At 64.2% G+C, this 26108-nt stretch carries 23 protein-coding genes, 1 tRNA gene and 1 pseudogene; 13 read left to right on the forward strand and 12 right to left on the reverse strand.

The features are described 5' to 3' along the window. Positions 1-9 precede the first annotated feature (9 nt). On the reverse strand, positions 10-1911 hold the full coding sequence (locus ACIGJE_RS14115; RefSeq protein ID WP_483677741.1) for a caspase family protein: 1902 nt from the start codon (positions 1909-1911) through the stop codon (positions 10-12). Between the two features lie 222 nt (positions 1912-2133). Between ACIGJE_RS14115 and ACIGJE_RS14120 the strand changes: the two genes are divergently transcribed. The 3 genes from ACIGJE_RS14120 to ACIGJE_RS14130 all read left to right on the forward strand — a co-directional run bounded on the left by ACIGJE_RS14120 (position 2134) and on the right by ACIGJE_RS14130 (position 5388). Then, positions 2134-4149: an acetyl-CoA carboxylase biotin carboxylase subunit gene (locus ACIGJE_RS14120; RefSeq protein WP_367626846.1), complete on the forward strand. Its 2016-nt coding sequence runs from the start codon at positions 2134-2136 to the stop codon at positions 4147-4149. Between the two features lie 33 nt (positions 4150-4182). Beyond that, on the forward strand, positions 4183-4857 hold the full coding sequence (locus tag ACIGJE_RS14125; protein WP_394309639.1) for a Crp/Fnr family transcriptional regulator: 675 nt from the start codon (positions 4183-4185) through the stop codon (positions 4855-4857). Positions 4858-4956: 99 nt separating this feature from the next. Then, positions 4957-5388 carry a DUF805 domain-containing protein gene (locus ACIGJE_RS14130; protein WP_311938631.1) on the forward strand — a complete coding sequence of 144 codons (432 nt, stop codon included), beginning with the start codon at positions 4957-4959 and terminating at the stop codon, positions 5386-5388. 143 nt (positions 5389-5531) lie between these two features. On the opposite strand, the gene lipB is transcribed toward ACIGJE_RS14130, so the two are convergent. Next, positions 5532-6284, reverse strand: coding sequence for a lipoyl(octanoyl) transferase LipB (gene lipB / locus ACIGJE_RS14135; RefSeq protein WP_483677744.1), 753 nt, complete (start codon positions 6282-6284; stop codon positions 5532-5534). Positions 6285-6466: 182 nt separating this feature from the next. Between lipB and ACIGJE_RS14140 the strand changes: the two genes are divergently transcribed. Then, positions 6467-6551: transfer RNA gene (locus ACIGJE_RS14140), tRNA-Leu, on the forward strand. Positions 6552-6611: 60 nt separating this feature from the next. Here the strand turns inward: ACIGJE_RS14140 and ACIGJE_RS14145 are convergent. Then, positions 6612-7466, reverse strand: a complete 855-nt coding sequence (locus ACIGJE_RS14145; protein WP_311938635.1) for a polysaccharide deacetylase family protein — start codon at positions 7464-7466, stop codon at positions 6612-6614. Between the two features lie 167 nt (positions 7467-7633). Here ACIGJE_RS14145 and ACIGJE_RS14150 point away from each other — a divergent pair, with 167 nt between their 5' ends. Then, a complete protein-coding gene (locus ACIGJE_RS14150; RefSeq protein WP_483677747.1) occupies positions 7634-8389 on the forward strand; it encodes a glycoside hydrolase family 25 protein in 756 nt (251 codons plus the stop codon). Between the two features lie 37 nt (positions 8390-8426). On the opposite strand, the gene ACIGJE_RS14155 is transcribed toward ACIGJE_RS14150, so the two are convergent. Further along, complete coding sequence (locus ACIGJE_RS14155) at positions 8427-8690, reverse strand: DUF3253 domain-containing protein (protein ID WP_367626843.1); 264 nt, start codon at positions 8688-8690, stop codon at positions 8427-8429. Between the two features lie 810 nt (positions 8691-9500). Here ACIGJE_RS14155 and ACIGJE_RS14160 point away from each other — a divergent pair. The 3 genes from ACIGJE_RS14160 to ACIGJE_RS14170 all read left to right on the forward strand — a co-directional run bounded on the left by ACIGJE_RS14160 (position 9501) and on the right by ACIGJE_RS14170 (position 11128). Further along, positions 9501-10145 (forward strand): glutathione S-transferase, encoded by a 645-nt coding sequence (locus tag ACIGJE_RS14160; protein ID WP_367626842.1) that lies wholly within the window; start codon positions 9501-9503, stop codon positions 10143-10145. Continuing rightward, entirely contained in the window at positions 10145-10564 is a 420-nt protein-coding gene (locus ACIGJE_RS14165; protein WP_367626841.1) for a DUF1489 family protein, read from the forward strand. The genes ACIGJE_RS14160 and ACIGJE_RS14165 overlap by 1 nt, the downstream gene beginning before the upstream one ends. A 204-nt stretch (positions 10565-10768) precedes the next feature. Next, positions 10769-11128, forward strand: a complete 360-nt coding sequence (locus ACIGJE_RS14170) for a hypothetical protein (RefSeq protein ID WP_311938645.1) — start codon at positions 10769-10771, stop codon at positions 11126-11128. Between the two features lie 71 nt (positions 11129-11199). On the opposite strand, the gene ACIGJE_RS14175 is transcribed toward ACIGJE_RS14170, so the two are convergent. Continuing rightward, positions 11200-11775: a PAS domain-containing protein gene (locus ACIGJE_RS14175; RefSeq protein ID WP_415086398.1), complete on the reverse strand. Its 576-nt coding sequence runs from the start codon at positions 11773-11775 to the stop codon at positions 11200-11202. Positions 11776-12164: 389 nt separating this feature from the next. On the opposite strand from ACIGJE_RS14175, the gene ACIGJE_RS14180 reads away from it, so the two are divergent. Further along, positions 12165-12914, forward strand: a complete 750-nt coding sequence (locus tag ACIGJE_RS14180; RefSeq protein ID WP_367626839.1) for a rhomboid family intramembrane serine protease — start codon at positions 12165-12167, stop codon at positions 12912-12914. A 109-nt stretch (positions 12915-13023) separates the two neighbouring features. On the opposite strand, the gene folP is transcribed toward ACIGJE_RS14180, so the two are convergent. The 6 genes and pseudogenes from folP to ACIGJE_RS14210 all read right to left on the reverse strand — a co-directional run bounded on the left by folP (position 13024) and on the right by ACIGJE_RS14210 (position 20180). After that, a complete protein-coding gene (folP, locus tag ACIGJE_RS14185) occupies positions 13024-14319 on the reverse strand; it encodes a dihydropteroate synthase (protein WP_483677750.1) in 1296 nt (431 codons plus the stop codon). A gap of 11 nt (positions 14320-14330) precedes the next feature. Beyond that, positions 14331-15227 (reverse strand): aminotransferase class IV, encoded by an 897-nt coding sequence (locus ACIGJE_RS14190; protein WP_483677754.1) that lies wholly within the window; start codon positions 15225-15227, stop codon positions 14331-14333. Beyond that, positions 15224-15790: an anthranilate synthase component II gene (locus ACIGJE_RS14195; protein WP_415086404.1), complete on the reverse strand. Its 567-nt coding sequence runs from the start codon at positions 15788-15790 to the stop codon at positions 15224-15226. The genes ACIGJE_RS14190 and ACIGJE_RS14195 overlap by 4 nt, the downstream gene beginning before the upstream one ends. Then, positions 15787-17145 carry an aminodeoxychorismate synthase component I gene (gene pabB / locus ACIGJE_RS14200; protein WP_483677756.1) on the reverse strand — a complete coding sequence of 453 codons (1359 nt, stop codon included), beginning with the start codon at positions 17143-17145 and terminating at the stop codon, positions 15787-15789. The genes ACIGJE_RS14195 and pabB overlap by 4 nt, the downstream gene beginning before the upstream one ends. Positions 17146-17351: 206 nt before the next feature. Next, positions 17352-18550, reverse strand: a pseudogene (locus tag ACIGJE_RS14205) (benzoate/H(+) symporter BenE family transporter). 262 nt (positions 18551-18812) lie between these two features. Beyond that, positions 18813-20180, reverse strand: coding sequence for a hypothetical protein (locus ACIGJE_RS14210; RefSeq protein WP_483677758.1), 1368 nt, complete (start codon positions 20178-20180; stop codon positions 18813-18815). A gap of 387 nt (positions 20181-20567) precedes the next feature. Between ACIGJE_RS14210 and cckA the strand changes: the two genes are divergently transcribed. Together cckA and ACIGJE_RS14220 are read left to right on the forward strand one after the other, a co-directional pair. Beyond that, on the forward strand, positions 20568-23126 hold the full coding sequence (gene cckA / locus ACIGJE_RS14215; protein ID WP_415086412.1) for a cell cycle histidine kinase CckA: 2559 nt from the start codon (positions 20568-20570) through the stop codon (positions 23124-23126). Between the two features lie 148 nt (positions 23127-23274). Next, positions 23275-24192 carry an alpha/beta hydrolase gene (locus ACIGJE_RS14220; RefSeq protein WP_483677760.1) on the forward strand — a complete coding sequence of 306 codons (918 nt, stop codon included), beginning with the start codon at positions 23275-23277 and terminating at the stop codon, positions 24190-24192. Between the two features lie 68 nt (positions 24193-24260). On the opposite strand, the gene ACIGJE_RS14225 is transcribed toward ACIGJE_RS14220, so the two are convergent. Then, complete coding sequence (locus ACIGJE_RS14225; protein ID WP_311938664.1) at positions 24261-24884, reverse strand: TetR/AcrR family transcriptional regulator; 624 nt, start codon at positions 24882-24884, stop codon at positions 24261-24263. Between the two features lie 105 nt (positions 24885-24989). Here ACIGJE_RS14225 and ACIGJE_RS14230 point away from each other — a divergent pair, with 105 nt between their 5' ends. Together ACIGJE_RS14230 and ACIGJE_RS14235 are read left to right on the forward strand one after the other, a co-directional pair. Next, positions 24990-25679 (forward strand): PspA/IM30 family protein, encoded by a 690-nt coding sequence (locus ACIGJE_RS14230; RefSeq protein WP_415086417.1) that lies wholly within the window; start codon positions 24990-24992, stop codon positions 25677-25679. Between the two features lie 54 nt (positions 25680-25733). Next, positions 25734-26015, forward strand: a complete 282-nt coding sequence (locus ACIGJE_RS14235; RefSeq protein ID WP_415086418.1) for a YiaA/YiaB family inner membrane protein — start codon at positions 25734-25736, stop codon at positions 26013-26015. The last annotated feature ends 93 nt before the right edge of the window (positions 26016-26108 follow it).

The following is a 26108-nucleotide window of genomic DNA, read 5'->3' on the forward strand; positions in this document are numbered from 1 at the left end:
CGCCTCGTCTTATCTGCCCGCCAATTTGCGCAGGGCGGCGCGCGCCTGCTCGTTGAAGCTTGAAGTGATCGGGCCGTCATAATAGCCCCGGGCCTTGAGCTTGAGCAGCATCTCGGAATGGAAGCGTGGCGACCAGGCCTTGGCGTTGGTCAGCAGCTCGTTGAGCTCGAACTCGGAACCGCGCTCCAGGGCCTTGAAGGCATAGTCGGCGGCTTCCATCGGATTCTTCGCCGTGCCTCGGCCGTTGTTGTAGTAGGAGGCGAGGCTGGCCAGGCTGTTGGTGTCGCCGAGATCGGCAGCCTTCTGGTACCAGCGCAGGGCCTCGGCATAGTCCCGCTTCACGCCCTTGCCGCCTTCGTAGAGCAGGGCGATGTTGGCATGGCTTTCCACGTCGCCGCGGTCGGCGCCCTGGCGATACCAGCGCATGGCCTCGGTATAGTCCCGGGATACACCGAGCCCGAGTTCGTAGAGATAGCCGATACTCACATAGGAATTGGCATAGCCGCCATCGGCGGCCTTGCGGAACCAGCGCAAGGCTTCGGCATAATCGCGCGGTACGCCGCTGCCCTCGCGATAGAGGAAGGCGAGATTGTGTGCCGCGGCAAGGCTGCCGGCGGCGAAGGCCTGCTGATAGGTGGCGAAGGCCTCGGCGTGGCGCTTGGCGGCATCGAGGGCGCGCCCATACTGGAAGAGCAGCCGCCTGGTGCCGGGATATTGATGCAGGGCGTCGTTGCAGGCCGCGACGGCCCGGGCGGCATCGATCTGCCCGAACAGCACGCCGGCACCGACCCGGTCCGGATCCAGCGGGCCGGCGGCCAGCCTGTCGCATTCGGTTTCAGGCGGCGGGGCCGCCGGTCTCACCGGGGTGACGGCAGCTGCCTGCTTCTGGCCGGCGGCGGGATCCGACGCCGTCTGCGGGACGACAGGAGGCGCCGTCTTTGTCGTCGCCGGCACCGACAGCTCCTTGATGCGTTTGTCGGCCAGTTCGCCGAAGAAGGTGTTGGCGTAGCGCTTGCGGAAAGTCTCGAGTTCACCGACATCCGTGCTGCCCCGTAGCGCCGGCCAGACCTGTGCAGCCTCGCCGAAGAGCGGATCCGTCGCGGGAGAAGCACCGGCCGAGGCCGGTGCTTCCATCAGGGACAGGACGCCACCGCCGAGCGATCCGTTGACGAAAGGCTGCTGCTGGTTCCCGGTATCGGACATGACATCGTCGCGCACATTACCGAGCATGATGCGGACATCGATGCCGGGTTCGACGATGCGCTTGATCAGCGAGGCAGTGAAGGGACTGTTCAGACCGTCGCCGTCGGCGGCCACGGTGCCGGCGGCGGCTGAATAGGCAATCAGGGTGTTCGTGCCGGCTGGCTCGACGCGAGCCAGACCGCGCGAGACTGCTCGATTGGCGTTGCTGCGGCTGATGCGTGGCAGAAAGGGATTGTTGCGGCAGGCATCCAGGATCACCAGCTTGAGGCGAGAGGCTCCTTCGATCGAGCGCAGAACCCTGTCGAGGGTCACGGCTTCGTCCTCGACGTCCCGGTCGGTCGCGAGGCGGGCGTCCACCGGCAGGAGATAATTGACGCCGTTGAGTTCCATGCCGTGGCCTGAATAATAGATCACCGCCACGTCCGCCGTGGTGGCCTGCGTTTCGAAGGCTCGCAATGCCTGCACCATGCCCTGGCGGGTCAGATCGTTTTCAGGCTGGATGATGGTGAAGCCGGCCTGGCTCAATGCTGCCTTCATGCCGCTGACGTCATTGGGCGGATTGGTCAGCATCACGGCATTCTGATAGCGGGCATTGCCGATCAGCAGGGCAACGCGCTTGTCGGCATGGGCCACGCCGGCTGAGCCCCACAGGCCGACGAATATCGCGACCGACAGCACGGCCCTGATATGGACGATCCTCATGCGCATGTGGTCCCCACCACCCCTGAAGCCAGTCCGGATCTTAGCAAAGGGGCAGGGGGCGTAAAGCGAGGAGGGAACAGCGTTGTGGCGGGAATCCCCAGAGGCCCCGCGATCAGCGGTGCACGCCGCCTGAATCTCCCCGCGGGCTTATTGCGTGCGGCCGCAATCTATGAGACGCCCTAGAGAAGGGCAGCGGGCCCCAAAAAGGCATTCTGGATGATTGCTGGCATGTTTTCCAAAGTTCTGATCGCCAATCGCGGGGAAATCGCCTGCCGCATCATCAAGACGGCACGGCGGATGGGCATCGCAACGGTTGCCGTCTATTCCGATGCCGATCGCGACGCCCTGCATGTCGAGATGGCAGATGAAGCCGTCCATATCGGCCCGCCACCCGCCGCCCAATCCTATCTCCAGATCGAGAAGATCATCGAGGCCTGCCGCAAGACCGGCGCCGACGCGGTGCATCCCGGCTATGGCTTCCTGTCGGAGCGGGAGGCCTTCGCCACGGCACTCAAGGAAGCCGGCATCATCTTCGTCGGTCCCAATCCGCATGCCATCGCTGCGATGGGGGACAAGATCGAATCCAAGAAGGCGGCTGCAGCAGCGGGCGTTTCCACCGTGCCGGGGCATCTCGGCATCATCGAGGATGGCCGGGCCGCCATCCGCATCGCCGAGGAGATCGGGTATCCGGTGATGATCAAGGCCTCTGCCGGTGGTGGCGGCAAGGGCATGCGCATCGCCTACTCGTCGGCCGAAGTCGAAGAAGGTTTCCGCCTGGCGCGTTCGGAGGCCAAGGCGAGCTTCGGCGACGACCGCGTCTTCATCGAAAAATTCATCGTCGAGCCGCGTCATATCGAGATCCAGGTGCTCGGCGACAAGCATGGCAACGTCATCCATCTTGGCGAGCGCGAATGCTCGATCCAGCGCCGCAACCAGAAGGTGATCGAGGAAGCACCCTCGCCATTGCTGGACGCCGAGACGCGGTCCTTGATGGGGGCCCAGGCCGTCGCGCTCGCCAAGGCGGTCAATTATGATTCCGCCGGCACCGTGGAATTCGTGGCCGGGCAGGACAAGAGCTTCTACTTCCTGGAGATGAACACCCGCCTTCAGGTCGAGCATCCCGTGACCGAACTGGTGACCGGCATCGATCTCGTCGAGCAGATGTTTCGGGTTGCCGCCGGTGAAAAACTGGCCTTGAAGCAGTCCGATATCAAGCTGTCGGGCTGGGCGGTGGAATCGCGCGTCTATGCCGAGGATCCCCTGCGCAATTTCCTGCCCTCGATCGGCCGGCTGACCCAGTATCGCCCGCCGGCCGAGCGGCGCGAGAAGGGCGTTACGGTGCGTAACGACACCGGCGTGTTCGAGGGGGGCGAGATCTCGCTCCACTACGACCCGATGATCGCCAAGCTTTGCACCCATGCTCCGACGCGCGCCGGTGCTATCGCCGCCATGTCGGACGCGCTCGACAGCTTTGCCATCGAAGGTATCCGCCACAATATTCCTTTCCTTGCGGCTCTCATGCAGCATGAGCGCTGGCAGGAGGGGCGGTTGTCGACCGCCTTCATCGCCGAGGAATTTCCGGGCGGTTTTTCGGTCAGCCCGCCCCAGGGTGCAGTCGCCGACCGGTTGGCGGCGGTCGCGACCGCGATCGACCATATCCAGAACCAGCGCAAGCGCGGCATCAGCGGGCAGATGGTCGGCAAGCCGGTGGTGTTCGAGCGCCGTCGCGTGGCTGTTCTCGGCGATACCTCCTTCACCGTTGAGGTCGACGAAGCGCGCGGAGAGATGCAGGTGACCTTCCTCTCGCCGGAGGGAGCGCCGGAACGCCTGGTGACGCTGACCTCCGATTGGAAGCCCGGACAGCCGGTATGGTCGGGCCGCATCCATGGCGAGCCGGTGTCCATGCTGGTGCACGCCATTGCCAACGGCGTGGTGCTGGCCCATCGCGGTGCCGCCGCCGACATTCGCATCTACACCCAGCGCGAAGCCGAGCTCGCCCGCCTGATGCCGGTCAAGAGCAGCGCGGCACTCACGACTGCCTTGCTGTGTCCGATGCCCGGGCTGGTCCGGGCCATCGAGGTCACGGAGGGGCAGGAGGTCAAGGCCGGGGAGGCGCTCTGCGTCGTCGAGGCGATGAAGATGGAGAACGTCCTGCGTGCCGAGCGTGACGCGACCGTCAAGAAGATCCGCGTCAAGCCGGGCGATACGCTGGCCGTCGATGCGGTGATCATGGATTTCGCCTGAGAGCCAGGTCGTCGAATTGCAAGGGGAGTGGGTTTGAGCGTCTGGGACCAGTTCTTCAGCTGGGGCGCGCTCCCCGGCCATATCGCCTATGCCATCATCGCCATCTCCTACCTCCTGACCAACATCTTCTGGCTGAGGCTTGCTGCGGTAGTCGGCATCGCCCTGGAGGTTGTCTATTTCCTGTTCAGCGGCTCGGCCGTCTGGCCCTCGATCGCCTGGGACAGCGCCTTCATCCTGATCAATCTGGTACAGCTCGGCATTCTCCTGCGCGACCGTCTCAGCCTGAAGCTCTCGGCCGACGAACAGGCCTTCATCAAGCCCATCGTCGGAGACCTCGACAAGGCGCAGATCGCCCAGCTTCTGCGGACAGCGGAATGGCGCACTCTGGAGCCTGGCTCGATCGTGACCACCGAGGCCGATCCGGTGCATGAGCTCACTTTCATCTGTGAAGGGCAGACGGAAGTGCGCGTACGCGACCAGCTCGTTGCCCATGTCGGCGCCGGGGCCTTCGTCGGGGACGTGTCCTTTGCCACCGGCGTGCCGGCGACCGCCACGGTGGTCACGGAAAATGCCGTGCGGGTGCTGGCTTTCGACCAGGACAAGCTCAAGGCACTGTGCAAACGGGATGAGCAGATCGCACATGCCCTCTACCGGCGGATAGGCGGCGGCCTGGCCGACAAGATGCGGGTGGCAACCGGCCGGCTCTGAAGCTCTTTGCGATCCGGCCGAATCAAAACTTCGAAACGCGACGTTAACCCGCGGATGTTACAAGCATATCCAGCTTGGGTTCATTGCGTTGTCAGGACAATGCTGTCAGTCGTCATCCTGCGTTTGCTGCTTTCACCGTCCGGCGCGATCGATCGCGTTGCCTTCACCACCGGTGTGGTGCTGCTGGCTGCGCTCGCCGTCGGGGGGCATCATGCCCTGCAGGGCTGGAGCGGTCCTTATGGCCTGGGCTCCTTTACGTTTGTGGCTGCCATCGCCTGGTCCGCCATCTGTCTCTCACGCAAGCGCCTCCATGATTTCGGCTGGTCCGGCCTGGTGATTCCAGCCTTTCTGGGTCTCTATCTGCTGGCGGTCGCCATTGCGATCTTCGTTCTCGACCGGGGGGCCTTGGCGTCCTGGCAGCAGGCCCTGGCGACATTCAGCTTGTTCAGCGGTCCCATGGTCGGCTGGCTGATCGCATTGGCGATCATTCCCGGAAGCGGGCTCGCCTCCAGCACGAGAACGAGCTGGTAGCCGCGAGGTCAGCTCCGGCCTGGAGCAAAGCCCGCACAAGTGTGAACGCTTATTTGCTTCCAACTCCTTGTTCCCAAGCCAATCCTAAGGATTGGCTAAGGCGTCTTTGCGATTCTTAGTGATTCACCAAACCGCAAAATATTTTAGGCGCATGATCCCAGTGCCTTGGCGGCATTTCCCGAATCGGTTTCTGCACGCGGCAGGTGCGTCTGCCCGAAGATCGGCTCGAAGGTCTGGCGCAAGGCAAGATCGACATCCTCCAGCGTCACCGGCAGGCCGAGGTCGACCAGGCTGGTCACGCCATGGTCGCGGACGCCGCAGGGAACGATGCCGGAGAAATGCTCGAGATCGGGCTCCACATTGATGGCGATGCCGTGGAAGGAGACCCAGCGCTTGAGGCGGATGCCGATAGCCGCGATCTTGTCTTCGGCGCCTTCGCCGCGCTCCGGGCGCCTCACCCAGACGCCGACCCGGTCCTCGCGGCGCTCGCCTCGCACGTGAAAGGACCAGAGCGTTTCGATCAGCCAGGCCTCCAGTGCCGTCACCAACCGCCTCACGTCCTGCCGGCGGCGCTTGAGATCGAGCATGACATAGGCCACGCGCTGACCGGGACCGTGATAGGTATATTGCCCGCCGCGCCCGGTCTGGTGCACTGGGAAGCGATCGGGGGCGACCAGGTCCTCGAGCCGGGCCGAGGTGCCGGCGGTGTAGAGGGGCGGGTGTTCGAGCAGCCAGACGCATTCATCGGCCGTCCCGTCCGCGATCGCTGTTGCCCTGGCCTCCATGGCCGCAATGGTTTGCTCATAGGGACTGAGGCCCGCAATCACCTGCCACTCCACCGGCGGAGAATCGCGTCCGGGCAGGAAACTGTGGTCGAGGGCATTGCGGCTGGTCACTGGATCGGTTCCAATCGGGGAAACAAGCCCTTCATATCGGCGGATTTCGGGGCTTCGACAAGGGCTTGCATGCTAAGTGAAGGAAAAGCGTGAATTGCCCTTGCTGCCCTGTGATCGATCTGTTAGACGATGCGCCGCTTCACATGGCAGCGCGTTCTTCGAGCCGGCCCTGTGCAGCAACCGCGGTCATGGCGGAATTGGTAGACGCGCTACCTTGAGGTGGTAGTTGGGAGACCAGTGGAGGTTCGAGTCCTCTTGACCGCACCAAATTCGAGCTTGGCTCCAAAGGCGATCCGGAAACGGATCGCCTTTTTGGTTTGTCGATAGCTATTGCGACAATGGGCGCCGGACCTTGCCGACCGGTCTGCCCTGGCCCGCGAGGATGCGCTCGGTCTGGGAGAACCAGCCAGCGGGAGCTGGTGTCGTTTCGAGCGCGCCGGGGCCGGGCACCATATGCACGATCCGGAATCCGCGTTTCTTCAACTCCTGCAGAAATTGCGGCAGCATGGCCACGGTGCGGGGTTGGATGTCGTGCAGAAGCACAATGCCGCCCTTGTTCTTCTCGAGCCGCCCCAGAACCAGCTTGAGCTCCTCCTGAGGCGTCTCAGGTTCCCAATCGCTGGCCCACAGATCGGCCCCGAACACCACCATGTCCAGCGAGGCGAGCCATTGGTCGAGGGCAGGTGAGTCGGCGAAGCCCGGAAAGCGGAAGAAGGGCTGGTGCGGGCGCTCGCTGGCTGCGCCCCATACCGCCTTGTCGACGGCACGATAGCCGTTCTCGATATCGGCGCGAGCGCGCTCGAATGGCAGGCGCCGCAGCACTGGGTGAGTCATCGAATGATAGGCGACCGTATGTCCCTCCTTTGCGACCCTGGCGGCCAGGGCGGGAGCAGCAGCGGCGTTGCGGCCGATCATGAAGAAGGTGGCCTTCACGCATTGGCTTGAAAGAGCATCCAGGATCTTTTCCGTGCGCCCTGGCATCGGCCCGTCGTCGAAGGTCAGTACCACCTCTCCAGGGGCCAGCCGCAGGGTCTGGGGATAGGTCTTGAAACCCACTGCGCCGCCGCCGACGGTGCCGACGGGCAGCGTACGGGACACGCCCAGGGCCTCGGGCGGGCAGCCGGCGAGGCTGGGTGCAGTCAGGGCGCAGGCGAGGGCGGCAGCTAGGGCCAGGACTTTCATGATAGGATTTGACCGGTAATGGGGGATGATTCGCCTGATAGGCGTGTTTTCGGGCCGAGTCTTCAAAGATTTTTGTCGACAGTGAGGAGCGGTTAAGCTTCTCTCTCTACCCTGTGTTCCAGTCGTTGAAGTGCCGGATGTAACGGCCATTCATAATGGGTTTCACAATGCGATCGCTGTCGTGCTTCATGCGCCATGGGCTCATCGCAGCAGGTGTGCTGGTTCTCAGTGCCTGCTCGACCGTTCAGCAAGCCTATCCCGAGGCGAACAGGTTTCCGGTGCACGGCATTGATGTCTCGAAATATCAGGGTGTCATCGACTGGAATGCTGCCGCTCGCGGAGGCGTACGCTTCGCCTATCTGAAGGCGACGGAAGGCGGCGATCGCGTCGACGACAAGTTCAAGGCCAATTGGGAAGGAGCCCGCGCCGCGGGCATACCCACCGGTGCCTATCATTTCTATTATTTCTGCCGGCCGGTGGGGGACCAGGTCGCCTGGTTCAAGACCCATGTGCCGCCGGCAAGCGATGCCCTGCCGCCGGTTCTCGACATGGAGTGGAACCACCTCTCGCCGACCTGCAAGCTGCGTCCGCCTGCCCAGAAGATCCATGCCGACATGGCGGTGTTCCTGCGCGAGATGGAGCGCTTCTATGGCAAGAAGCCGATCATCTACACCACTGTGGACTTCCACCGCGAAATCCTGACCGGCGAACTGGAGAGCTATCCCTTCTGGGTGCGCTCGGTGAAGGGCCATCCTTCCGGGCGCTACGGCAAGCGTTCCTGGGCCTTCTGGCAATATACCGCCACCGGTTCGGTGCCCGGCGTCCAGGGGCAGGTCGACCGCAACGCCTTTGCCGGTTCCGAGCAGCAATGGCAGGACTTCCTGGCCCAGAACGTCGCCACCGGCAGTATCGCCGCCAATTGAGCTTCAATACCGTTGAAAGAGCCGGTGACGCCTCGCCTCAGTCGATCCGCACCGGTCCGAGCCGGTAGACGCCCTTGAAATCGTCGGGATCGGCTGGCGCACCCTTGCGATAGATCACCAGCCGGCCTTCCTTGGCCAGGCGCACGACGATGCGGCGAAGCGGCTGCATCAACGGTCCCCACTGATCGGCGGCCTTGCCCGCGATTTCTTGCGCGATGTCGGCGGGCGCCATCGTCTTGCCGGCCGGCAGGGCTGCGATCAGACGCAGTGCCGTCTGTTCCAGGAGGTCCTTGTCTACCATTGAACTCGCGATCTGGATGGGGAGAGCGCCTAGTGCCCGCCATGAAAATGTAGAGCGGTTTCCATTCCTTGAAACGAAAACCGCTCTCTGCATTTGAAACGCAGACCCCGTTTCACTTGGAGGTCGTTTCTTGCTTAGGGCGACCTTGTTCAGCAGCCGGTTGTACCCGGCGGGCAATCATGGACCGGGCCGGCGCCTGCTGGCGCGCTGGGGGCCGGCGATGGGCTTTCGACCCGAGGCGCGCTGGGCGTTGGCGAGGGGCTCCCGATTCGAGGGGCCGGAGCTGACCAGCCAGGACGAGACAAGCCGGGAGTGCCACCGACGTTGGAGGTGACCGGTGGCCTTGAACCGGGAGGGGCATTCCGCCAGCTGAAATCGCCGCCCGGAGCCGGGCCGGGCCCGGGGCCTGTACCCGCACCTGGCTCTCCTGGATTGGGCCGGCCGGGGCGCGCTCTGCCAGGATAGCGATCGCGGCGGTCGCGACGGTGATCGCCGTAATAGTTGCCGCCATAGTAGCCGGGATCGCTGTAATAGGGCCGATCGGAACCACCGCCTCCCGGTACGGCGCAACTGGCCAGGGGAAGGGTGAGCAGGCCGGCAAGCAAGACCATCTTCTTCATGGGCACGACTCTCAGATACATTGCAGTTCGTGGATGGGACAATGAAGGCGCTGCCGCCGGCTTGCAACCGGATGTTTGGCACCCGGGTCGTCAAACTGCAGGCCCCCACGGCATGTTGACGGAGGCAAATCTCCGTTTGCGCGCCCGCGCAGGAGGCGGCATGGTGCGGCCCGTGTTGGAGTGCCCACCCTTGAAACTGATCATCGGCAACAAGAATTATTCGTCCTGGTCCATGCGTCCGTGGCTGGCGGCAAAGTCGGCCGGCATGCACTTCGAGGAGCAAATCATCTGGCTGCGCCATCCCGAAACCTCGGCGATGATCAAGGCGACCTCGGCGGCCGGCAAGGTGCCGATCCTGATCCATGGCGACATCATGGTGCACGAATCCATCGCCATCCTCGAATATCTGGCCGAGATCGCGCCACAGCTCTGGCCTGAGGATCGCGAGAGCCGGGCTCACGCCCGTGCCATCAGCGCCGAGATCCATGCCGGTTTCCTGCCTCTGCGCCGCAATTGTCCGATGAACATCAAGCGCCGGCCCAAGGCCATCGCTCTCGACGACGAGACCCTGGCGAGTGTGGAAAGGGTGGTCGATCTCATCATCGATTGCCGCACGCGTTTCGGCGGTGGTGGCGATTTCCTGTTCGGTGCGCATTTCAACAATGCCGATGCGATGTGGGCACCGGTGGTGAACCGCTTGCACGCCTACGACATCAAGGTGCCAGCCGCTGTACGCCGCTACATGGACGCGGTGATGGCGACGCCGATGTGGCGGGAGTGGGAAGCGGCAGCCCTCGAGGAAACCGAAACGATCGTCGATATTGATTCAGTGTGATGAGCCTCAACCTGATCAAGCTATGTGTCGGCGCCGAATCGATCGCCGACCTCGAGGAATGGATCGCCCTGCGCCTGCGCCTGGCGGGTGAACAGATCCACACCACGCGCATGATGCCGAAGAACCGCGAGGCGATTCTCGACGGCGGCTCGCTCTATTGGGTGATCAAGGGCATTGTCTCGTGCCGCCAGCGCATCACGGATTTGCGCGCGCGCCGTGACGAGGACGGCATCTCGCGTTGCGACATCGTGCTCGATCCGGCGGTCGTCGCCGTCGATCCCCGCCCGCGCGGTCCGTTCCAGGGCTGGCGCTATCTCAGCGCGGCCGATGCGCCGCCCGATCTCGCCATGGCCGGCTCGGCTGATGCCGACCTGCCCATCGAGCTCCAGCGCGAGTTGCGCACCATCGGCCTCGTGTAGCTCTCGGGCCGTCCAGGACGGCTGCGAGAATGCTGCAAGGCGCGTTCACGCTATAGTCACACTCCATGCGTCATTATGGCACGCAATCGCCGGGTACCTGAACATTGTTGGTTATCAAGCGTTAACCATGACGTGTGCAGGATGGCACTTCGAAGTTTCACCGCTCTGGCATCATGGCCGTAAGTTGAGTGGATGGAGGACGCCATGTTGATCGCAAGTACAGAAGGGCAGGGCTGGTGCTACGAAGTCATCGCGCAGTCTGACGGCTTTCTCGTCCAGGCTCGCGATCTCGATACCGGCGAAGTTTCCCTGAACGAAACCACGTTGTTCCGGACCTCGCCGGTGGCGCTGGCCTATGCCGATATGGCGGCTGCTGCGGACCGCTTCGCCGCCTCGAGGCTCGAAGAGGTCGAGGACTGGCAGGTTCTCGCCGATGATTATCACCACGAACTGGATCGTTTCACCACCATTCGTGATCGCTTGTCCGATGATGGCGTGGGTGGCGACTTGCTTCGTTGCAGCCGGGCGGGCTCGCTGCGCGATCAGGCTTATCGGCTGCATTAAGGCATTTTCCAGAAAAGCCGATAGGCTTTTCGATTGAGAAAATGCCTCTGAATAGGAAAACGTACGCCCGGTCAGGCGCTGGCCTTGCCGCCTTCGACCAGGGTGAGATGGCCATAACGCCGGGTACCTGTAGGCAGGGCCGTACGTCGCTGAACGCGCGCGGTTGCCGGGATCTCTTCCACCGAGACGATATCGAAACGCGAAATGGGATGCAGGCCGATCCAATAGGGGGCCTCGCCTGGCGTCAGGCTGCCGAGGATACGCGAATTGGCCTTGCCGCGATGGTGGAGTGGCAGGAGCAGCAATTCCAGATCGAGATGATGGCCTTGCAGCGTGCTGCCGCTCAGCGTAATCACCCGTGCCGTCAGGTCCGACGATACTGCCATTACCAGTTCCGCCAGGCCAGTTCGATCGGTCCAGCGATCGAGCAGGGAGGCACCGCGCAGTTCCTGGCCGAGCAGGGCGCACATCCGGGTTCCGGCCAGGCGGAACGGAAAGCTGCGGTTCTTGTCGATCTCCACGATGAAGGTATCGCCCAGCACGCGGCGGATGGCGCCCGGATCGATGTCGACACGTTCGGGAGCCGGCCGTTGACCACGCAACTGGTCCCAGTAGCCGTAGAGATCGCGTGTCGCCGTATTCTTCATTGGTCAGCCGCCCCCAGAGCAGCGTTCGGCTGAACGCCTTTTGCTCTAACTCTCTGTTTCCAAGCCAACCCGACGGATTGGCTAGAGCGTCCCGTGGTTCACGGCGTATCTGCCGGATCACAAGGCGCCGGTGGCATGTTCCGATTGAGGTCGGCCCGTGCCCGTGCTTCAGCGATGCGAACGACCTTCGTTCGAACGCCGCTCCTGCCCGTCATAGGCGGGCGAGGAGGTGACGATAGCACCGGCATGGGAGCGGACGGCAGGGGGGAGGATGGTTACCGCCTGGAAACGAATTATTAATGTTAACAAAAGGTTAATGAAGCCGAATCGATGTTAAGAATGACCGGGCGGATGACCACAGTTTGCTTCCTGCTTCAGGAGATATGTCTTTGTCATTGAAATCGCGCGGCAATATCGATCCGCCAGCGGCCTTCAACGTGCCGGCGGTCGTGCTGCTGCTCACGGGCCTCATCGTCCTCGTTCACATTGCCCGGGCGGTGATACCCGGAAGTTGGAGCGCTTGGCTGGTCGGGGTCTTCGCCTTCACGCCCCTGCGCTACGATCCCTCGATCGGGGAGAGCATTGCCTGGCCCGGCGGACATCTTGCCGATATTGCCGGCTTCCTGACCTGTTTCTTTCTTCAGTCCGATCCAGGCACGCTGATGATCAATGGTGCGGCCTTGCTGATCCTGGGTGCTGCGGTAGCCTGGCGTTTCGGTACCTGGCGCTTTCTGGCCTTCACCGCCCTATGTACCGTTGCAGGCTCGTTCGCCTGCCTGCTGTTCTATTGGGGCAGTGCTGCCGCCATGGTGGGTGCAGGTGGCGGCCTGTCGGGCCTGTTCGCGGCTTCGATCCATTTTCTCTTCAAGGGCGGATCGGCGATGGCGGCGTTTCGGGTCGCCGGCGGTGCGGCCTTTCGCAAGCCGGCCTGGACCTTAAGGGACGCTCTGGCAGACCAGAACGTACGCATCTGGCTCGCCGTCTTCGCCTTCATCACGGCCTGGAATGCCGTCAGCCCGCTGATCCTCACCACGTCGCAGGTGATGCCCGGCTGGCCGGGTAACATAGGCGGCTTCCTGGCTGGCCTGCTCCTGTTTCGCTTCTTCGACCGCCAGCCACGATTGCGCCGGGTCGTCTGAAACTTAGAGCAAAACGACTTTTCTCCGATCGTTGTTTTGCTCTAACCCCTTGTTTCGACGCGTTTTCTTAATCGGAATGTCTATCAACTTTTCTGGAAAACACTTTAAATCAGCTCATCGCCTGCCCTTCGACCGCGCTCCAGACGGCCAGGGCTTGCCGCGTCTGCGCGACATCGTGGACGCGCACCGCATCGGCGCCGCGCTGCGCGGCGGAGAGAGCGGCGGAAACCGATCCGGCTACGCGCTCCGAGGCCGGCCCATGGCGGTCGACGCCGCGGATGAAGATCTTGCGGGAAGCCCCGATCAGCACGGGAAAGCCGAGGGCACGCAATTGCGGGGTGGCGTCGAGCAGGGCCAAATTGTGTTCCATCGTCTTGCCGAAGCCGATGCCGGGGTCGAGCCACAGGCGTGAGGCGGCGATGCCATCCTTGATGGCGCGCTCGCATTTGAAGCTCAGCTCGGCGCAGACATCCTTCACCACGTCTGCATAAACAGGATTGATCTGCATGCTCTGCGGATCGCCCTGCATATGCATGAGCACCACGGGGGCATCATGATCGGCGACGGCCCGGCGGCTGGCTGGATCGTCCAGGGCCGTGACGTCGTTGATCATGGTGGCGCCCGCGGCGAGTGCGCGGGCCATGATCTCGGCGTGGCGAGTATCGATGGAGATTAGGCGGTAGCGTCGTTTGGCCTCCTCGGCGAGGGCCTCGATCACGGGGCCGACGCGCTGCCATTCGGTTTCGATGTCGACGGGGGAGGCCCCCGGACGCGTCGACTCGCCACCGATGTCGAGAATGTCGGCGCCTTCCTCCATCAACTGGCGGGCATGGGCGATGGCCGTCTCGGCATTGTCATAGCGTCCGCCGTCGGAGAAGGAATCGGGCGTGACGTTGACGATGCCCATCAGCAGCGGCACCGTCCTGAGCGCTCGCACATGGGCTCGATCACTGCGCGCCAGCATCAGGCTGACGGTTTCGCCATTGACGGGATGACGCCAGCTCGGGGCGATGTCGGCAAGCGGTGCGAGGACGAAGGCCCGCTCATGCATGCGCGGATGCGGCACCACGAGGTCCGGCGTGTCGATGATGTCGCTGCCATAGCCGATCAGGTCGAGATCCAGCGTGCGGGCGGCATTGCGTTCGCTGCGTTCGCGCCCGAACTGCAATTCGACGTCGAGCAGGAAGGAAAGAATCTGATGGGGCGTGAGGGTGCTCTCGATGGCGATGACCTGGTTGGCATACCAGGGCTGGTCCGAGCGCGGCACTGGCTCGGTCAGGAACAGGCGCGAACGCGCGGAAATCGTCAATCCACGGGCCGCCAGGGCGGATACCGCCCGGCGCAGGGTTTCCCGGGGAGCTCCTTCGGAGGATGGAAGATTGGCACCGAGGGCGACGTAGATCATGGAAACACTGCTCACTGGATGGGAAGGGCTATGTCCAGGCGCGCGCCGGTGTCGTGGTCGATGCGCGCCAGGAGGGCATTGAAGAGACGGTTGATGGACAAGGCTGCCTCGGGAGGCGGGACCAGGCTCCGATTGCCCAGCGCCGTGACCGGACGGATCAAACGAACGGAATTGGTGAGGAACAGAGCTTCGCTGCGCTCGAGCAAGGCCGGTGTGAGGCTGGCCTCGCTGACCTCCAGGCCGAGGGTCTTCGCTTCCTCCAGCACCAGTTCGCGCATGATGCCGTCAAGGCAGCCATCGGCGCAGGGAGGAGTGACGAACCGGCCATCGATGAGGGCGAAGAGATTGGCGATTGTGGATGAAACGGCATTGCCGTCGAGATTGCGGATCAGGGCATCGTCGGCGCCGGCCTCGGCGGCCCGGCGCGCGGCCAGGATATTTTCCAGGTAGTTGAGGGATTTCAGGCGGGCGAGCGGTGAGAGCTGGTTGCGCGGCAGGCCGGCTTCGACGAGACGCGCAGGCTGGCCGACAAGGCCGGGGCTCCAGGGTTGGGCCGTCACCAGTATGGTAGGGGAATTGCTTGGCGCTTGATTGCCCGGCGGCGGCCATAGGCCCCTGGCAGCCTGTCCGCGCGTCACCGTCGTGCGCACGATGGCATGGCGTTCGCCCAACTCTGTCAGCAGGCCGTCAAGCGCTTCTTTCAGCCGGTTGGGGTCGACATCGATGCCGATGGCCGCAGCATGCCGGATGAGTCGGGCGCGGTGGCGCTCTTCTGCAAAAGGGCGTCCCTTGAAGCAGCTCATGGTGTCGAATACGCCATCCCCGAGCTGGAAGCCGCGATCGAGGGCATTGACCAGCGGGGCGCCGGCATTGCCGTCCGCCAGGAGACGATGAAGAAAGAAGCTCACTGCACGCGATCCAGGAACGCGCGGATGATCTGGTGTCCCTGTGGCGTCAGGATCGACTCCGGATGGAACTGCACGCCGAAAGTGGGATGCTGGCGATGGGTAAGTGCCATGATCTCGCCCTCGTCGCTGCGCGCCGTGACCTCCAGCGGGCCATCCTCGTCGATCTCGACGATCAGCGAATGGTAGCGTGCCGCCTCGAAGGGCTGCGGCAGCCCGGCGAACAGGCCGCCGCCCCGATGTTCGATGCGCGAGGCGCGGCCATGCATGGGCGTACGAGCATGGGCTGTGCGCCCACCGAAGACTTCGCCGATGCACTGGTGGCCGAGGCAGATGCCGAGGATGGGCAGTTTGCCGGAAAAGAGCCTGATCAGGTCGAGCGAAGCGCCGGCATCGCGCGGCGCCTTCGGACCAGGCGAAAACACCAGGGCCTTGACGCCGAGGCGGATGACGTCATCGGCGCTCACGGCGTCATTGCGGACGACATGGGTCCTCGCACCGGCCTCCTCGAAATAACGGGAGACGTTGAAGACGAAGGAATCGTAATTGTCGACGATCAGGATCATGCCGCTTCCTCCGCGCGGGCGGGATCCTCGAAGGCCGCAATGAGCCGCTCGGCCTTGGCCAGGGTCTCGTCATATTCGGCAAAGGGATCGGAGAGCAGCGTGATGCCGCCCCCGGCCCGGACCGAGAGGTCCTTGCCGTCATAGCTGAGCGTACGGATGGCGATGTTCAGGTCGGCCGCGCCGTCGAAGCCGATCCAGCCGATGGCGCCGCAATAGGCGCCGCGCGGCTCACGTTCGAGTTCTCCGATGATTTCCATGGCGCGGATCTTCGGTGCCCCGGTGATCGAGCCACCGGGGAAGGTGGCGGCGATCAGGTCGGTGACATCGAGCCCCTGCTTGAGGCGGCCCGTCACCGCCGAGGTCAGATGGTGCACCGAGGCATAGGTTTCGATGCCGCACAACAGGGGAACCTCGACACTGCCCGCATCGCAGACGCGCGACAGGTCGTTGCGCAGGAGGTCGACGATCATGATGTTCTCGGCCCGGTCCTTTTCGCTGCGGGCGAGCGACTGGGCGATGGCGATATCCATGGCAGGATGGGTGCAGCGGCGCTTGGTGCCCTTGATCGGCCGGGCCTCGACCCTGCCGGCGTCCAGGCGCAGAAAACGCTCGGGCGAGGTAGAGGCGATGAAGCCGGTGCCGTCGACCAGCAGGGCGGCGAAAGGTGCCGGATTGGACCGCCGCAGGGCGAGATAGGTTGCCAGCGGATCGGCGCCGTCCTGGGGCGTGGCGCTGAAGCGATGGGAGAGATTGGCCTGGAAGATGTCGCCGTCGCGGATATAGCCGACCACGCGTGCGACCTCGGCTTCGTATTCGCTCCGGCTGCGGCTGTCGCGCCAGGTCAGTGCACGTGGCGCCGATGCCCGGTGGGGCTGGGCCTCGAGCCCCTCGACGAGCCGCTCGATGCCCGCCTGGTTCGGCGCGATGGCGAAGGCTCGCTTCTCGATGGTATCGAAGGCAAGGAGGTGGTCGTAGAACGGCAGATCGATCTGGGGAACGCCTGGCGCGGCTGGTGGAACCGATGGTCCGAAACGCTCGAACAGATGGCCCGCTTCATAAGTGAAACTGCCGATGGCGCCGCCGCTGAAGGGGGGCGCTCCCAGCAGGGGTGGCCGGGCGTATTGCCGCAGCAGATGACGCAAGGCCTCCATGGGGCTGCCGTCGATGGCGGCATCGTTCCAGCGCGCAACACCGTCGACGACCTGGAACCGGCCGAAAGGGGAGGCGGCCAGATAGGACCATCGCCCCAGCGTTTCATGAGGCATGGCGCTGTCGAGCAGGGCCAGTCGCGGCTGGCCGGCCATGGCGGCCGCGGCTTCTAGGGGATCGAACCAGGGTATCTCAACAATGATCATGGCAGCTCAAGCACAATCCTGGTCCGGCAGAAACATACCGGCCAGCTCGTGTGATGCGGACAGACCGCTTCAATGTTCGGCGATTGGAGCGTCGGGCGGCTTCCCTGTCAGCCGGCCGGAACTCATCACGCAGGGGCTTGCATCCAGGATGGGCCCAAGCGTCCCGCACCTCTCAGCCCTGTGGAGATACGTGGAACATCGCATATCTATGTAGCGCTTTTTTTTGCCTTTGTCGTGCCTCTGTTTGCGCCGGAATAGAGCATATGCACGACAAGCCCCGCACAAAGGCCCCAGAAGGCGGCACCGATGCCGTAGAGACTGAAGCCTGAGGCTGTGACCAGGAAGGTTGCAAGCGCCGGCAGACGCTGGCTTTCTTCCTGGACGGCACCGAGCAGGGAGGCTCCGAAAGCGCTCACCAGCGCCAGTCCCGCCGCTGCTTCGATCAGGATCGGGGAGGAGGCGGTGACCAGGCCGGCGGCGATCGCCGACAGCAACGAGAAGATCGCTGCATAGAACAATCCGGCGACTACCGCAGCAATGTAGCGCCGCTCGGGTCGGATATGGGCGTCCGGACGGCACAGAGGGCGGCGGTGATGGCGGCGAGGTTGATGGTGGGAGCGCCCAGCAGCGAGGAGAGGGCCGACATGCCTCCGGTTACGAGGAAGGCGGGCCGTGTGGATACCTGATAGCCATAGGCGGCCAGCACGGTCAGGCCTGGAATGTTCTGCGAGGCCATGGTGACGATGAAGAGCGGCAGCCCGATCGAAATCAGTGTTTGCCAATCGAAGCTTGGAGTCACGAACTCAAGCGACGGGAGAGCCAGCGGCAGTGAACTTGCCTGGCCGTCGAAGGCCATAGCGCCCAAGGCGACAGCGAGCGCTGCGGGCGCGGCCCACAGGCGGTAGAAGCGCCCGACCACCAGCCAGGTCAGCACCACGGGGATGGCGAATTTCGGAACTTGGCCGATCGCGATGACCGGGGCAAGGCAAAGCTTGAACAGGATGCCGGCCAGCATCGCTCCCGCGATGGGACGGGGAATACGGGTAATCAGCTTGCCGAGGGGGGACCACAAGCCAGCCACCATGATCAGCACGCCGGTGAACAGAAAGGCGCCCACGGCGGCGGGATAGCCCCCGGTCGGCGCTGCAAGGCCCGCCAGGAGGGCCATGCCGGGCGTCGACCAGGCCGTTGAGACCGGCATGCGGGTCGCGAGGCTGAGGCCGGCGCCGCACAGGCCCATGGTCACGCACAAAGCGGCAAGGCCCGAAGCGATCTGCCCCGGCGAGGCGCCCACGGCGCTCATGCCGTTGATGACGACCGCCACCGAACTGGTATAGCCGACCACAGCGGTGAGGACGCCCATGCCGACCGACTGGCCGCTGAGATCTGCAAGGAAGGAACGCATGGCAGGGAAACCGGAATTCTCTGAGAGGCGGAGCGGCAGGGCGCGAGATGGCCTTATTCAGCCGTTGCCAAGAAATGCGCAAGCCACATCTCGGATCAACAGCGGCGTCGAGCCCAGCCGGCCTGGATATCGTGTTGGTCCTGGCCGGAAACGCAGATATCCCAGCTCCTATCGTGTTTCCCGGATCTGCCGGCGTGTCGGGCTGCACCTACGACACCAAAAGAAAACGGGCGGAAGATCCGCCCGTTGATCGTTTGCCCATTCAGGACTTCTTGCTGTCGTCCCTGCTTCGTCCCAGCAGGCTCGCCATTTCCTCCTCGAGGCTGGCGAAGGGGTCTTCGACCTCGACGGGGGCCGGCGTGGTCGTCTGCGCCGGGGGGGGCGTCGGAGCGGGGGCTGCTGTCGGTGCCGGCGTCGGCGCTGCCGTGGCGGCCGGCGCGGCTGTCGTGCTCCCCACAGGCGCCGGCGGCGTGGTGGCCGGGCGTGTCGGCGTCGTCAGCCTTTCACCAACCCGGAAGGGTTCCGTACGCGTCGGTTCGGCCTGGGGACGTGGCGCCGGCGTGCCCAGCGAGGGCTCGATGCGACCGCCGGGAGTCGGTGAAGTCTCGCCGGCCGGGCGCGGATCGGCGGAAAAGCGAGGCTCGACCCGAAGGTCCGGCGCCTGGCGCGGGGCCGGCGTCGGAGCGGGTGTCGACTCGGGGCGGCGCCATTCCGGCAAGCGCAGATCCGGCAGGCGAATCTCGGGTAGCGTCAGGCGCGTGGTGGTGGTTGGTGCCGGCGGTTCGCGCGTTTCGGGCGCGGGCTCGAGATCGAGCCCTTCCGCAACTTCGAAATCGAGATCAGCCTTGGGCTTGGGAGCGGCCGTCGTCTGTGCAGCAGGGGCGGCAGAGACGGTCGGTTTTGGCGCCGGCGTGGCTGCAGGCTGATCGCCGGCCAGAAGCTCTTCGAAATGCGCGGTATCGATGGTGGCGCGGGGCTCCTCAGCCGCAGGCACCGCCGGTGCGACGGGAACTGGCGTCGCCGTGGCCGCCGGCCGGCCGAAATTCGGCAAACGCGACGTGGCACGCTGGAAGAAGCCCGGTTCACGCGGGGGCACCACGCTCGGACGCGTAGCGGAGGTTGTCGAAGGCATCGGGGCCGTGGTCGCGGCGGCAGGAGAGGTCCTGCTCACCGGTGTTGTGGCCGGTGTTGGAACTGGCGTATCGATCTTGGCGACAGGCGGGGGCTCGACGGGAGCCGGACGGACGAAATCTTCCTCGACCTGCCGCGGCGGGACGGCGACGGCGGCCGTACGCTCCTGGACGGGAGGCGGTGTTGCACTGGGCGAAGCCGGGCGTGCAGCCTGGCCGGCCGGGCGGGCGCGCAGGATGCTGGATTCGACGACGACGTCGTTCGGGCCGCCGATCATGATCAGGTGTTCGACATTGTCGCGCCGCACCAGCACGAGCTGGCGGGTGCCGACGCCATAGGAATCAACCACGCCGAGCCGCGACTGCCGTCCGCCTTTGGCGCCGCCGACCTGAGGACGGTTGATGGCGCGCCAGATGAACATCAAGACGACGCCCACCACCAACAGCAGGCCAGCCAAGGTGAACAACTGCGCGGGCAGCCAAGAGTTCAACGAATCCATCGATATAATTCCTTAGATCTGGTCCGGTGCCGATAGGGGATGGCAGCCTGATGCGACCAGTACTCTTTCCGGGCTGGTTTCTTAGAAGACGGTTAACGTGCAAGAATCAACAGCAAAGTCGCTAAACTGAGGCTTGTCCCTTGGATTTGGCTAAAAAACCGGAGAAATGCCGCAAAAGAGGCGGATTTTTCTTCCCTCTCGGCTGTTTCGTCTGGGATGCACCATGGCCCGGCACACCTTTGGATGGTGCTAAATCGCCGCAAAGGGCCAGGATATTTTTGGTCAACGAGGTTAACACATTTTGAAATGTGAACTGCTAAGCCAAACTGACCATTATGCGGTTCGCTGGAGCGAATCGCCCTTTGACGATGCGCGGTGGGGTTGAACATGGCTGAAGGCGAGGAGGCGGCGGCACGCGGCGCCGCGGTCGATCGCAGCGAACGGCCCAGCGGCATCTTCTGGGTGCTGGCGCTTGCCGCGGTGATCATCCTCATCGCCGTAGGGGTGTCGCTGCTGCCCTATGATTGGGGCAAGGTTGCCAGTTTCGGCATCCTGGCCGTCTTTGCCATCGTCGGCATGATCGCCATGTTCGCCTGGGCCATGGGAATCGCGCATTTCGGCCAGTCTTCGATCGCGCGCAACGATCTCACCAAACTGATTGCCGACGATTCGCCGGAAGGCATCCTCGTCACCAACAAGGACGGCCGCATCATCTATGCCAACGAGGCCTATCTGGCCCTGACAGGTGCGATGGGCGAGCAGGATATCCGTACGGTGGAGCGGGCTTTCACCGGAGACCCCGACGTTTCCGAGGCGACCTATCGCTTGGCGCAAGCCGCTCGGGCCGGGCAGCGCCTCGCCGAGGAATTTCGCATCGCCTCGGCTCCACCTTCCGGAACGGCCTCCTGGTACCGTGTGCGCGTGCGTCCGATCGCGCGTCCGTCCGGCGCGGGCGAGACGGTCTGGACGGTTGCCGACATCACGCGCGAGCGCGAGCGCCAGGAAAACGTCTTCCAGGAACTGCAGCACGCCATCGACTATCTCGACCACGCGCCGGCCGGTTTCTTCTCCGCCGATCCCTCGGGCGAGATCGTCTATCTCAACGCCACGCTCGCCGGCTGGCTCGACTATGACCTTGCCCAGTTCGGCACGGGTGGTTTGACGCTGGCCGACATCGCCCCCGGCAATGCCGGCGCCTTGGTGGTGACGCAGGCCAGCGAACCGGGCAGCGTGCGCACCGAGATCTTCGACATCGACTTGCGGCGCCGCAACGGCACCATCATGCCCGTGCGCCTGTTCCACAAGATCGCCTTCGCCGCCGACGGCCAACCCGGCCCGTCGCGCACTCTGGTGATCTATCGCGGCCCGGGCGGCGACGTCTCCGAAGGTCTGCGGGCGGCGGAAGTGCGGTTTGCCCGCTTCTTCAACAATTCGCCTTTGGCCATTGCCACCATTGACGAAAATGCCCGGATCGTGCGTACCAATGCAGCGTTCATGCGGCTGTTCAAGGAGTCTCTCAACGGCGATGCGCCGGGCCATTCCCTGCTTGAGGCCGTCATCGAACGAGACCGCGAGGGGCTGAGCAAACTGACCCGCCTCGCCATGGCCGGCCGGGGCGACATCGAACCGGCCGAGGCTTCCCTGGTCGGCCAGGGCAGCCGCTCCGCCCGCTTCTGGTTCGCGCCCGTCGACCGCGGCGAGAACGAGAAGGAAGCGGCGATCGTCTACATGATCGACACCACCGAACAGCGCACGCTGCAGGAGCAGTTCACCCAGAGCCAGAAGATGAACGCTGTCGGCCAGCTTGCCGGCGGCGTGGCGCACGATTTCAACAACGTGCTCGGCGTGATCATGCTGGCCGCCGATTCCCTGCTCGGCAGCCACAAGCCCGGTGATCCCGCCTTCCAGGACATCATGGCGATCAAGAGCAACGCCAACCGCGCCGCCAATCTGGTGCGCCAGTTGCTTGCCTTCTCGCGCCGTCAGACCCTACGCCCGCAGGTGCTGAACCTCAACGACGCCATGTCGGACCTGTCGATGCTGCTGCGGCGCCTGCTCGGCGAGAAGGTCGCGCTGGAGGTCGTGCATGGCCGCGATCTGTGGCCGGTGAAGGTGGACGTCAACCAGTTCGAACAGGTGGTGATGAACCTCACCGTCAATGCGCGCGATGCCATGGCCGATGGCGGCAAGGTGATCATCCGCACGCGCAACGTGCCGATCTCGGAAGCGAGCGCCCTCGACCGCAGCGAGCTGCCGCCGGCCGACTATGTCACCGTCGAGGTCGAGGACAATGGCAGCGGCATTCCACCCGCTGTGCTCGACAAGATCTTCGAGCCCTTCTTCACCACCAAGGATGTCGGCAAGGGCACCGGCCTCGGGCTTTCGACCGTATATGGCATCGTCAAGCAGACGGGCGGCTCCATTCTCGTCCATTCGGTGGAGGGCAAGGGCACGATCTTCCAGATCTTCTTGCCGCGGCTGGTCGAGCCGGCGAAGGCCGCAATCGTCGAGGCCGAGAGTGCTCCGGACCAGGCGGGTTCGGCGCCGGCCAAGGCCAAGGAGATGACCGATCTCACCGGGCGCGGCCGCATCCTGCTGGTCGAGGACGAGGAAGCTCTGCGCGCGCTCTCCGCCCGCACCTTGGCGGCGCGCGGCTTCGAGGTGATCGAGGCCGGCTCCGGCATCGAGGCCCTGCAGATCATCGACGAGGGCGAGAGCGAGATCGATCTCGTCGTCTCCGACGTGGTGATGCCGGAAATGGACGGGCCGACCCTGCTCAAGGAGATGCGCAAGCGCCAGTCGAAGACGCGGATCATCTTCGTCTCCGGCTATGCCGAGGAAGCCTTCGCCAAGAACATGCCGGAGGGCGAGGAGTTCGCCTTCCTGCCCAAGCCCTTCTCGATGAAGCAATTGGTCGAGGCCGTGAAGTCCAACATGAAGCCGTAGAGCCGCGGTCGCAGTGACGGCTCCATGGCTGGCGGTGCATGTGGTGTCGGCAGTGCCCCGCTTCCTGGCTTGCACTGTCGGGCTCGCCGTGCCAGCGTGAAGCATTGGCCCAGCTGTCGTTTTCGGTGTTATTTCATTGTTTTTTCAGATGAAAATTTGGACCGTCGCCGGCGTGGCGCTGCTCGGCGCGATGACGGTGCCGGTGGAGGCCAGGGACAAGGCTCCGGTGAACTGCGACCTGGGGGGCACCCGGATCCGCTCCTTGCCCGATCCGGCGACAGGGCGATCCTACGACATCGAAGTCACCCTGCCCGAGGATTATGAGGCCAAGCCCGCCAGGCGCTATCCGGTGCTCTATTATGCCGATGGCGGGCATCTTTCCGACGGCTCGACCTGCCTGACGAAGGAGCCGCGGCGACAGGAAGCGCTTAGACTGGTGAGAGCGCTCCATCGCGAAGGCAAGCTGAGTGAGGAGCCGATTCTGGTCGGTCTTTCCTACGCCAAGGGCGAAGGCTTTGCCGCCAGTCGGGCGCGCGACTACACGCCGGTGGCCGACAAACCCGGCTATGGCGGGGCCGAGGCCTATCAACTTTATCTCAAGCAGACCGTCATTGCCTTCATCGAGAAGACCTATCGCGCCGATGTGCAGCGCCGCCTCTATTGGGGACATTCCTATGGCGGGCTCCTCGGCGCCCGCGTCCTGCTGACCGAGCCCGGCCTCTTCCAGTCCTACATTCTCGGCAGCCCTTCCTTCTGGTTTGCCGATCATGCCATCCTGGCGATGGCAGCCAAATATGCCAAGGCGAACCGCGATCTGAAGGCCAACGTCCTGATCTATGTCGGTGGTGACGAAATTCGCCGCTACGACCCGGGCCGGCGCGGCGACACCCAGGACATGGTCGGCGACGTCGGGACGTTCGAAAAACAGCTCAAATCGAGCGGTTTTCCAGGCCTTACCATTCGCTCGCTGGTGGTGCCCGGCCGAAACCACCGTACCACCATTCCGCCGGGCTTTTCCTGGGCCGTTACTTCGGCTCTCGGCGGCAGGGCGGTGCAGTCTCGTTAGGGATTGCCGGCAGCGCATATACGAACGATTTTGTTGAGTGGATGGCAGCCATTCTTATCGATCGCGTCTCAACCGCCTTCGAGACCCCGGCCCATGGCGCTGACCACCAGCGCGATCTGCTCGCGCAGATAGGGCAGGGGCAACTGCACCAGCTTGCCCTCCAGACCGAGCAGTACCATGCCATGGGCGGCCGAGAAGAGGGAGCGGGCGAGCAGGGCCCGTTCGTCTCTAGCGAGGCCGGGCTGGAGCACGGCGAGCGGGGTTTCCAGATGCTGGAACAGCGCATCCTGCTGGCGCAAATGGTCTTCCGGCAGGTCCTGGCCGTCCGGCAAGCGGAAGTCGAACAGGGCATGCCAGCGCCCGCCATGCTCGGCGGCAAAGTCGAGATAACCGTTGGCGAGCGCGATCAAGGTGCGATTGGCGATGGCGCGAGGGCTGCCTCCTTCGGCGGCGGCAGCTTCTGCTTCTCGGCCGAGCATGGCGCTGAGCAGAGCGAAGCTGCGGGCATTCACCGCCAGGACGAGGGCGGCGAGATCGGGAAAGACCGTATAGATGGCGCCGAGGGCGCAGCCTACCTCTTCGGCGAGGGCCCGCGCCTTCAAGGCCGTATGGCCCTGCGTGACAATGGTTTTCTCCGCCGCTTCGATCAGCTTCTCGCGTAATTCTTCCCGCCTTGCACTTGCCTTGGCCATGCCTGGCAACTCCTCTCTGAACATTGTTCAAAATTTATCTTGAACGCCGTTCACGGTTAGGTTAACGTCCGAGTTGTGAACATTGTTCATAACACGGAGAGCGTGATGTTCAAGACCATCGTGACCTTGTTCCGCGGTGCGGCCGCAGAAGCGGAGGACAATCTCGTCGACCGCAATGCCGTGCGGATACTGGACCAGCAGATTCGGGATGCTCGGGCCGGCCTCGAACAGGGAAGGCGCGCCTTGGCGGTGGCCATCACCCAGGACAAGGCCGAGGCGCGGCGGCTCGGCGAGGTGCGCCGGCGCATTGCCGATCTCGACGATCGCGCGATCGAGGCCCTGCGCGGCGGCCGTGACGACCTGGCGGGCGAGGCCGCTGGTGAGATCGCCAATCTTGAGAACGATGCCGCGACGATTGCCGCCGCCCGGGCGACATTCGCCGAAGAGGCGGGACGGCTGCGCACGAAGCTTGCGGCAGCCGAGCGCCGCTTTCTCGAAATCGAACGAGGCAGGCGCATCACTGCAGCCGCTGAGACGGTGAATAAGCTCAAGTCCGGCTTCGCCGCCGCCGCGCCCGGTACGGCTCTCGCCGATGCCGAAAAGACGCTGGCCCGCCTCAGGCACCGGCAGGCCCATCAGGACGATGTGGAGGTTGAACTCGAGGCCCTCGACGCCGAGGCGCGCTCGGCGGCAACGGCCGAGAAGCTCGAAGCGGCAGGGTTCGGTCCCACGACGCGGACGACGGCCGAGGACGTGCTGGCGCGGCTGCAAGCGCGAGCGGCGCAGGCGGCCTGAGCCAGCATCCTTTCAACTCCTGCCTTTCAATTCTTGGAAAATCGAGACAATGCCATGGAACAGCCGAACCTGATCAAGCACTCCAATGCCTGGATGACCTTCACCTATGCCGCCTTCGCGGGCGCTGCCGGCATGGTCGGCCTCGGCATCCTGTTCATCCCGGTCGACATCTGGATCAAGGCCTACTTGGCCATGGGCACGGTGATGCTGATCCAGACCTGCGTGACGCTGACCAAGACCCTGCGCGACCAGCAGGAGGCCGGCCGGCTGCACAACCGCATCGAGGACGCCAAGACCGAGCAGTTGCTGATGCGCATGGATCGCGCCAAGGATTGAGGGAATTCCGGGGGCGCGGGCGTCTCGGGCGCTCTTTGAATGCGATGCGAGAAGGAGGAGGGAACGGGCAAAATACTCATAGGGGCGAACCTA

Source organism: Labrys sp. E2SS-1L (assembly GCF_057073705.1).

Excerpts from the sequence above, each read along its gene's own strand:
- ACIGJE_RS14120 (WP_367626846.1), top strand. The coding sequence starts at position 2,134 with ATGTTTTCCAAAGTTCTGATCGCCAATCGCGGGGAAATCGCCTGCCGC.
- folP (WP_483677750.1), bottom strand. The coding sequence starts at position 14,319 with ATGATCTACGTCGCCCTCGGTGCCAATCTTCCATCCTCCGAAGGAGCT.
- ACIGJE_RS14170 (WP_311938645.1), top strand. The coding sequence starts at position 10,769 with ATGTTGATCGCAAGTACAGAAGGGCAGGGCTGGTGCTACGAAGTCATC.
- ACIGJE_RS14175 (WP_415086398.1), bottom strand. The coding sequence starts at position 11,775 with ATGAAGAATACGGCGACACGCGATCTCTACGGCTACTGGGACCAGTTG.
- ACIGJE_RS14130 (WP_311938631.1), top strand. The coding sequence starts at position 4,957 with ATGCTGTCAGTCGTCATCCTGCGTTTGCTGCTTTCACCGTCCGGCGCG.
- ACIGJE_RS14155 (WP_367626843.1), bottom strand. The coding sequence starts at position 8,690 with ATGGTAGACAAGGACCTCCTGGAACAGACGGCACTGCGTCTGATCGCA.
- pabB (WP_483677756.1), bottom strand. The coding sequence starts at position 17,145 with ATGATCATTGTTGAGATACCCTGGTTCGATCCCCTAGAAGCCGCGGCC.
- ACIGJE_RS14195 (WP_415086404.1), bottom strand. The coding sequence starts at position 15,790 with ATGATCCTGATCGTCGACAATTACGATTCCTTCGTCTTCAACGTCTCC.
- ACIGJE_RS14115 (WP_483677741.1), bottom strand. The coding sequence starts at position 1,911 with ATGCGCATGAGGATCGTCCATATCAGGGCCGTGCTGTCGGTCGCGATA.
- ACIGJE_RS14235 (WP_415086418.1), top strand. The coding sequence starts at position 25,734 with ATGGAACAGCCGAACCTGATCAAGCACTCCAATGCCTGGATGACCTTC.
- cckA (WP_415086412.1), top strand. The coding sequence starts at position 20,568 with ATGGCTGAAGGCGAGGAGGCGGCGGCACGCGGCGCCGCGGTCGATCGC.
- ACIGJE_RS14230 (WP_415086417.1), top strand. The coding sequence starts at position 24,990 with ATGTTCAAGACCATCGTGACCTTGTTCCGCGGTGCGGCCGCAGAAGCG.
- ACIGJE_RS14150 (WP_483677747.1), top strand. The coding sequence starts at position 7,634 with ATGCGATCGCTGTCGTGCTTCATGCGCCATGGGCTCATCGCAGCAGGT.
- ACIGJE_RS14210 (WP_483677758.1), bottom strand. The coding sequence starts at position 20,180 with ATGGATTCGTTGAACTCTTGGCTGCCCGCGCAGTTGTTCACCTTGGCT.
- ACIGJE_RS14145 (WP_311938635.1), bottom strand. The coding sequence starts at position 7,466 with ATGAAAGTCCTGGCCCTAGCTGCCGCCCTCGCCTGCGCCCTGACTGCA.
- ACIGJE_RS14225 (WP_311938664.1), bottom strand. The coding sequence starts at position 24,884 with ATGGCCAAGGCAAGTGCAAGGCGGGAAGAATTACGCGAGAAGCTGATC.
- ACIGJE_RS14220 (WP_483677760.1), top strand. The coding sequence starts at position 23,275 with ATGAAAATTTGGACCGTCGCCGGCGTGGCGCTGCTCGGCGCGATGACG.
- ACIGJE_RS14165 (WP_367626841.1), top strand. The coding sequence starts at position 10,145 with ATGAGCCTCAACCTGATCAAGCTATGTGTCGGCGCCGAATCGATCGCC.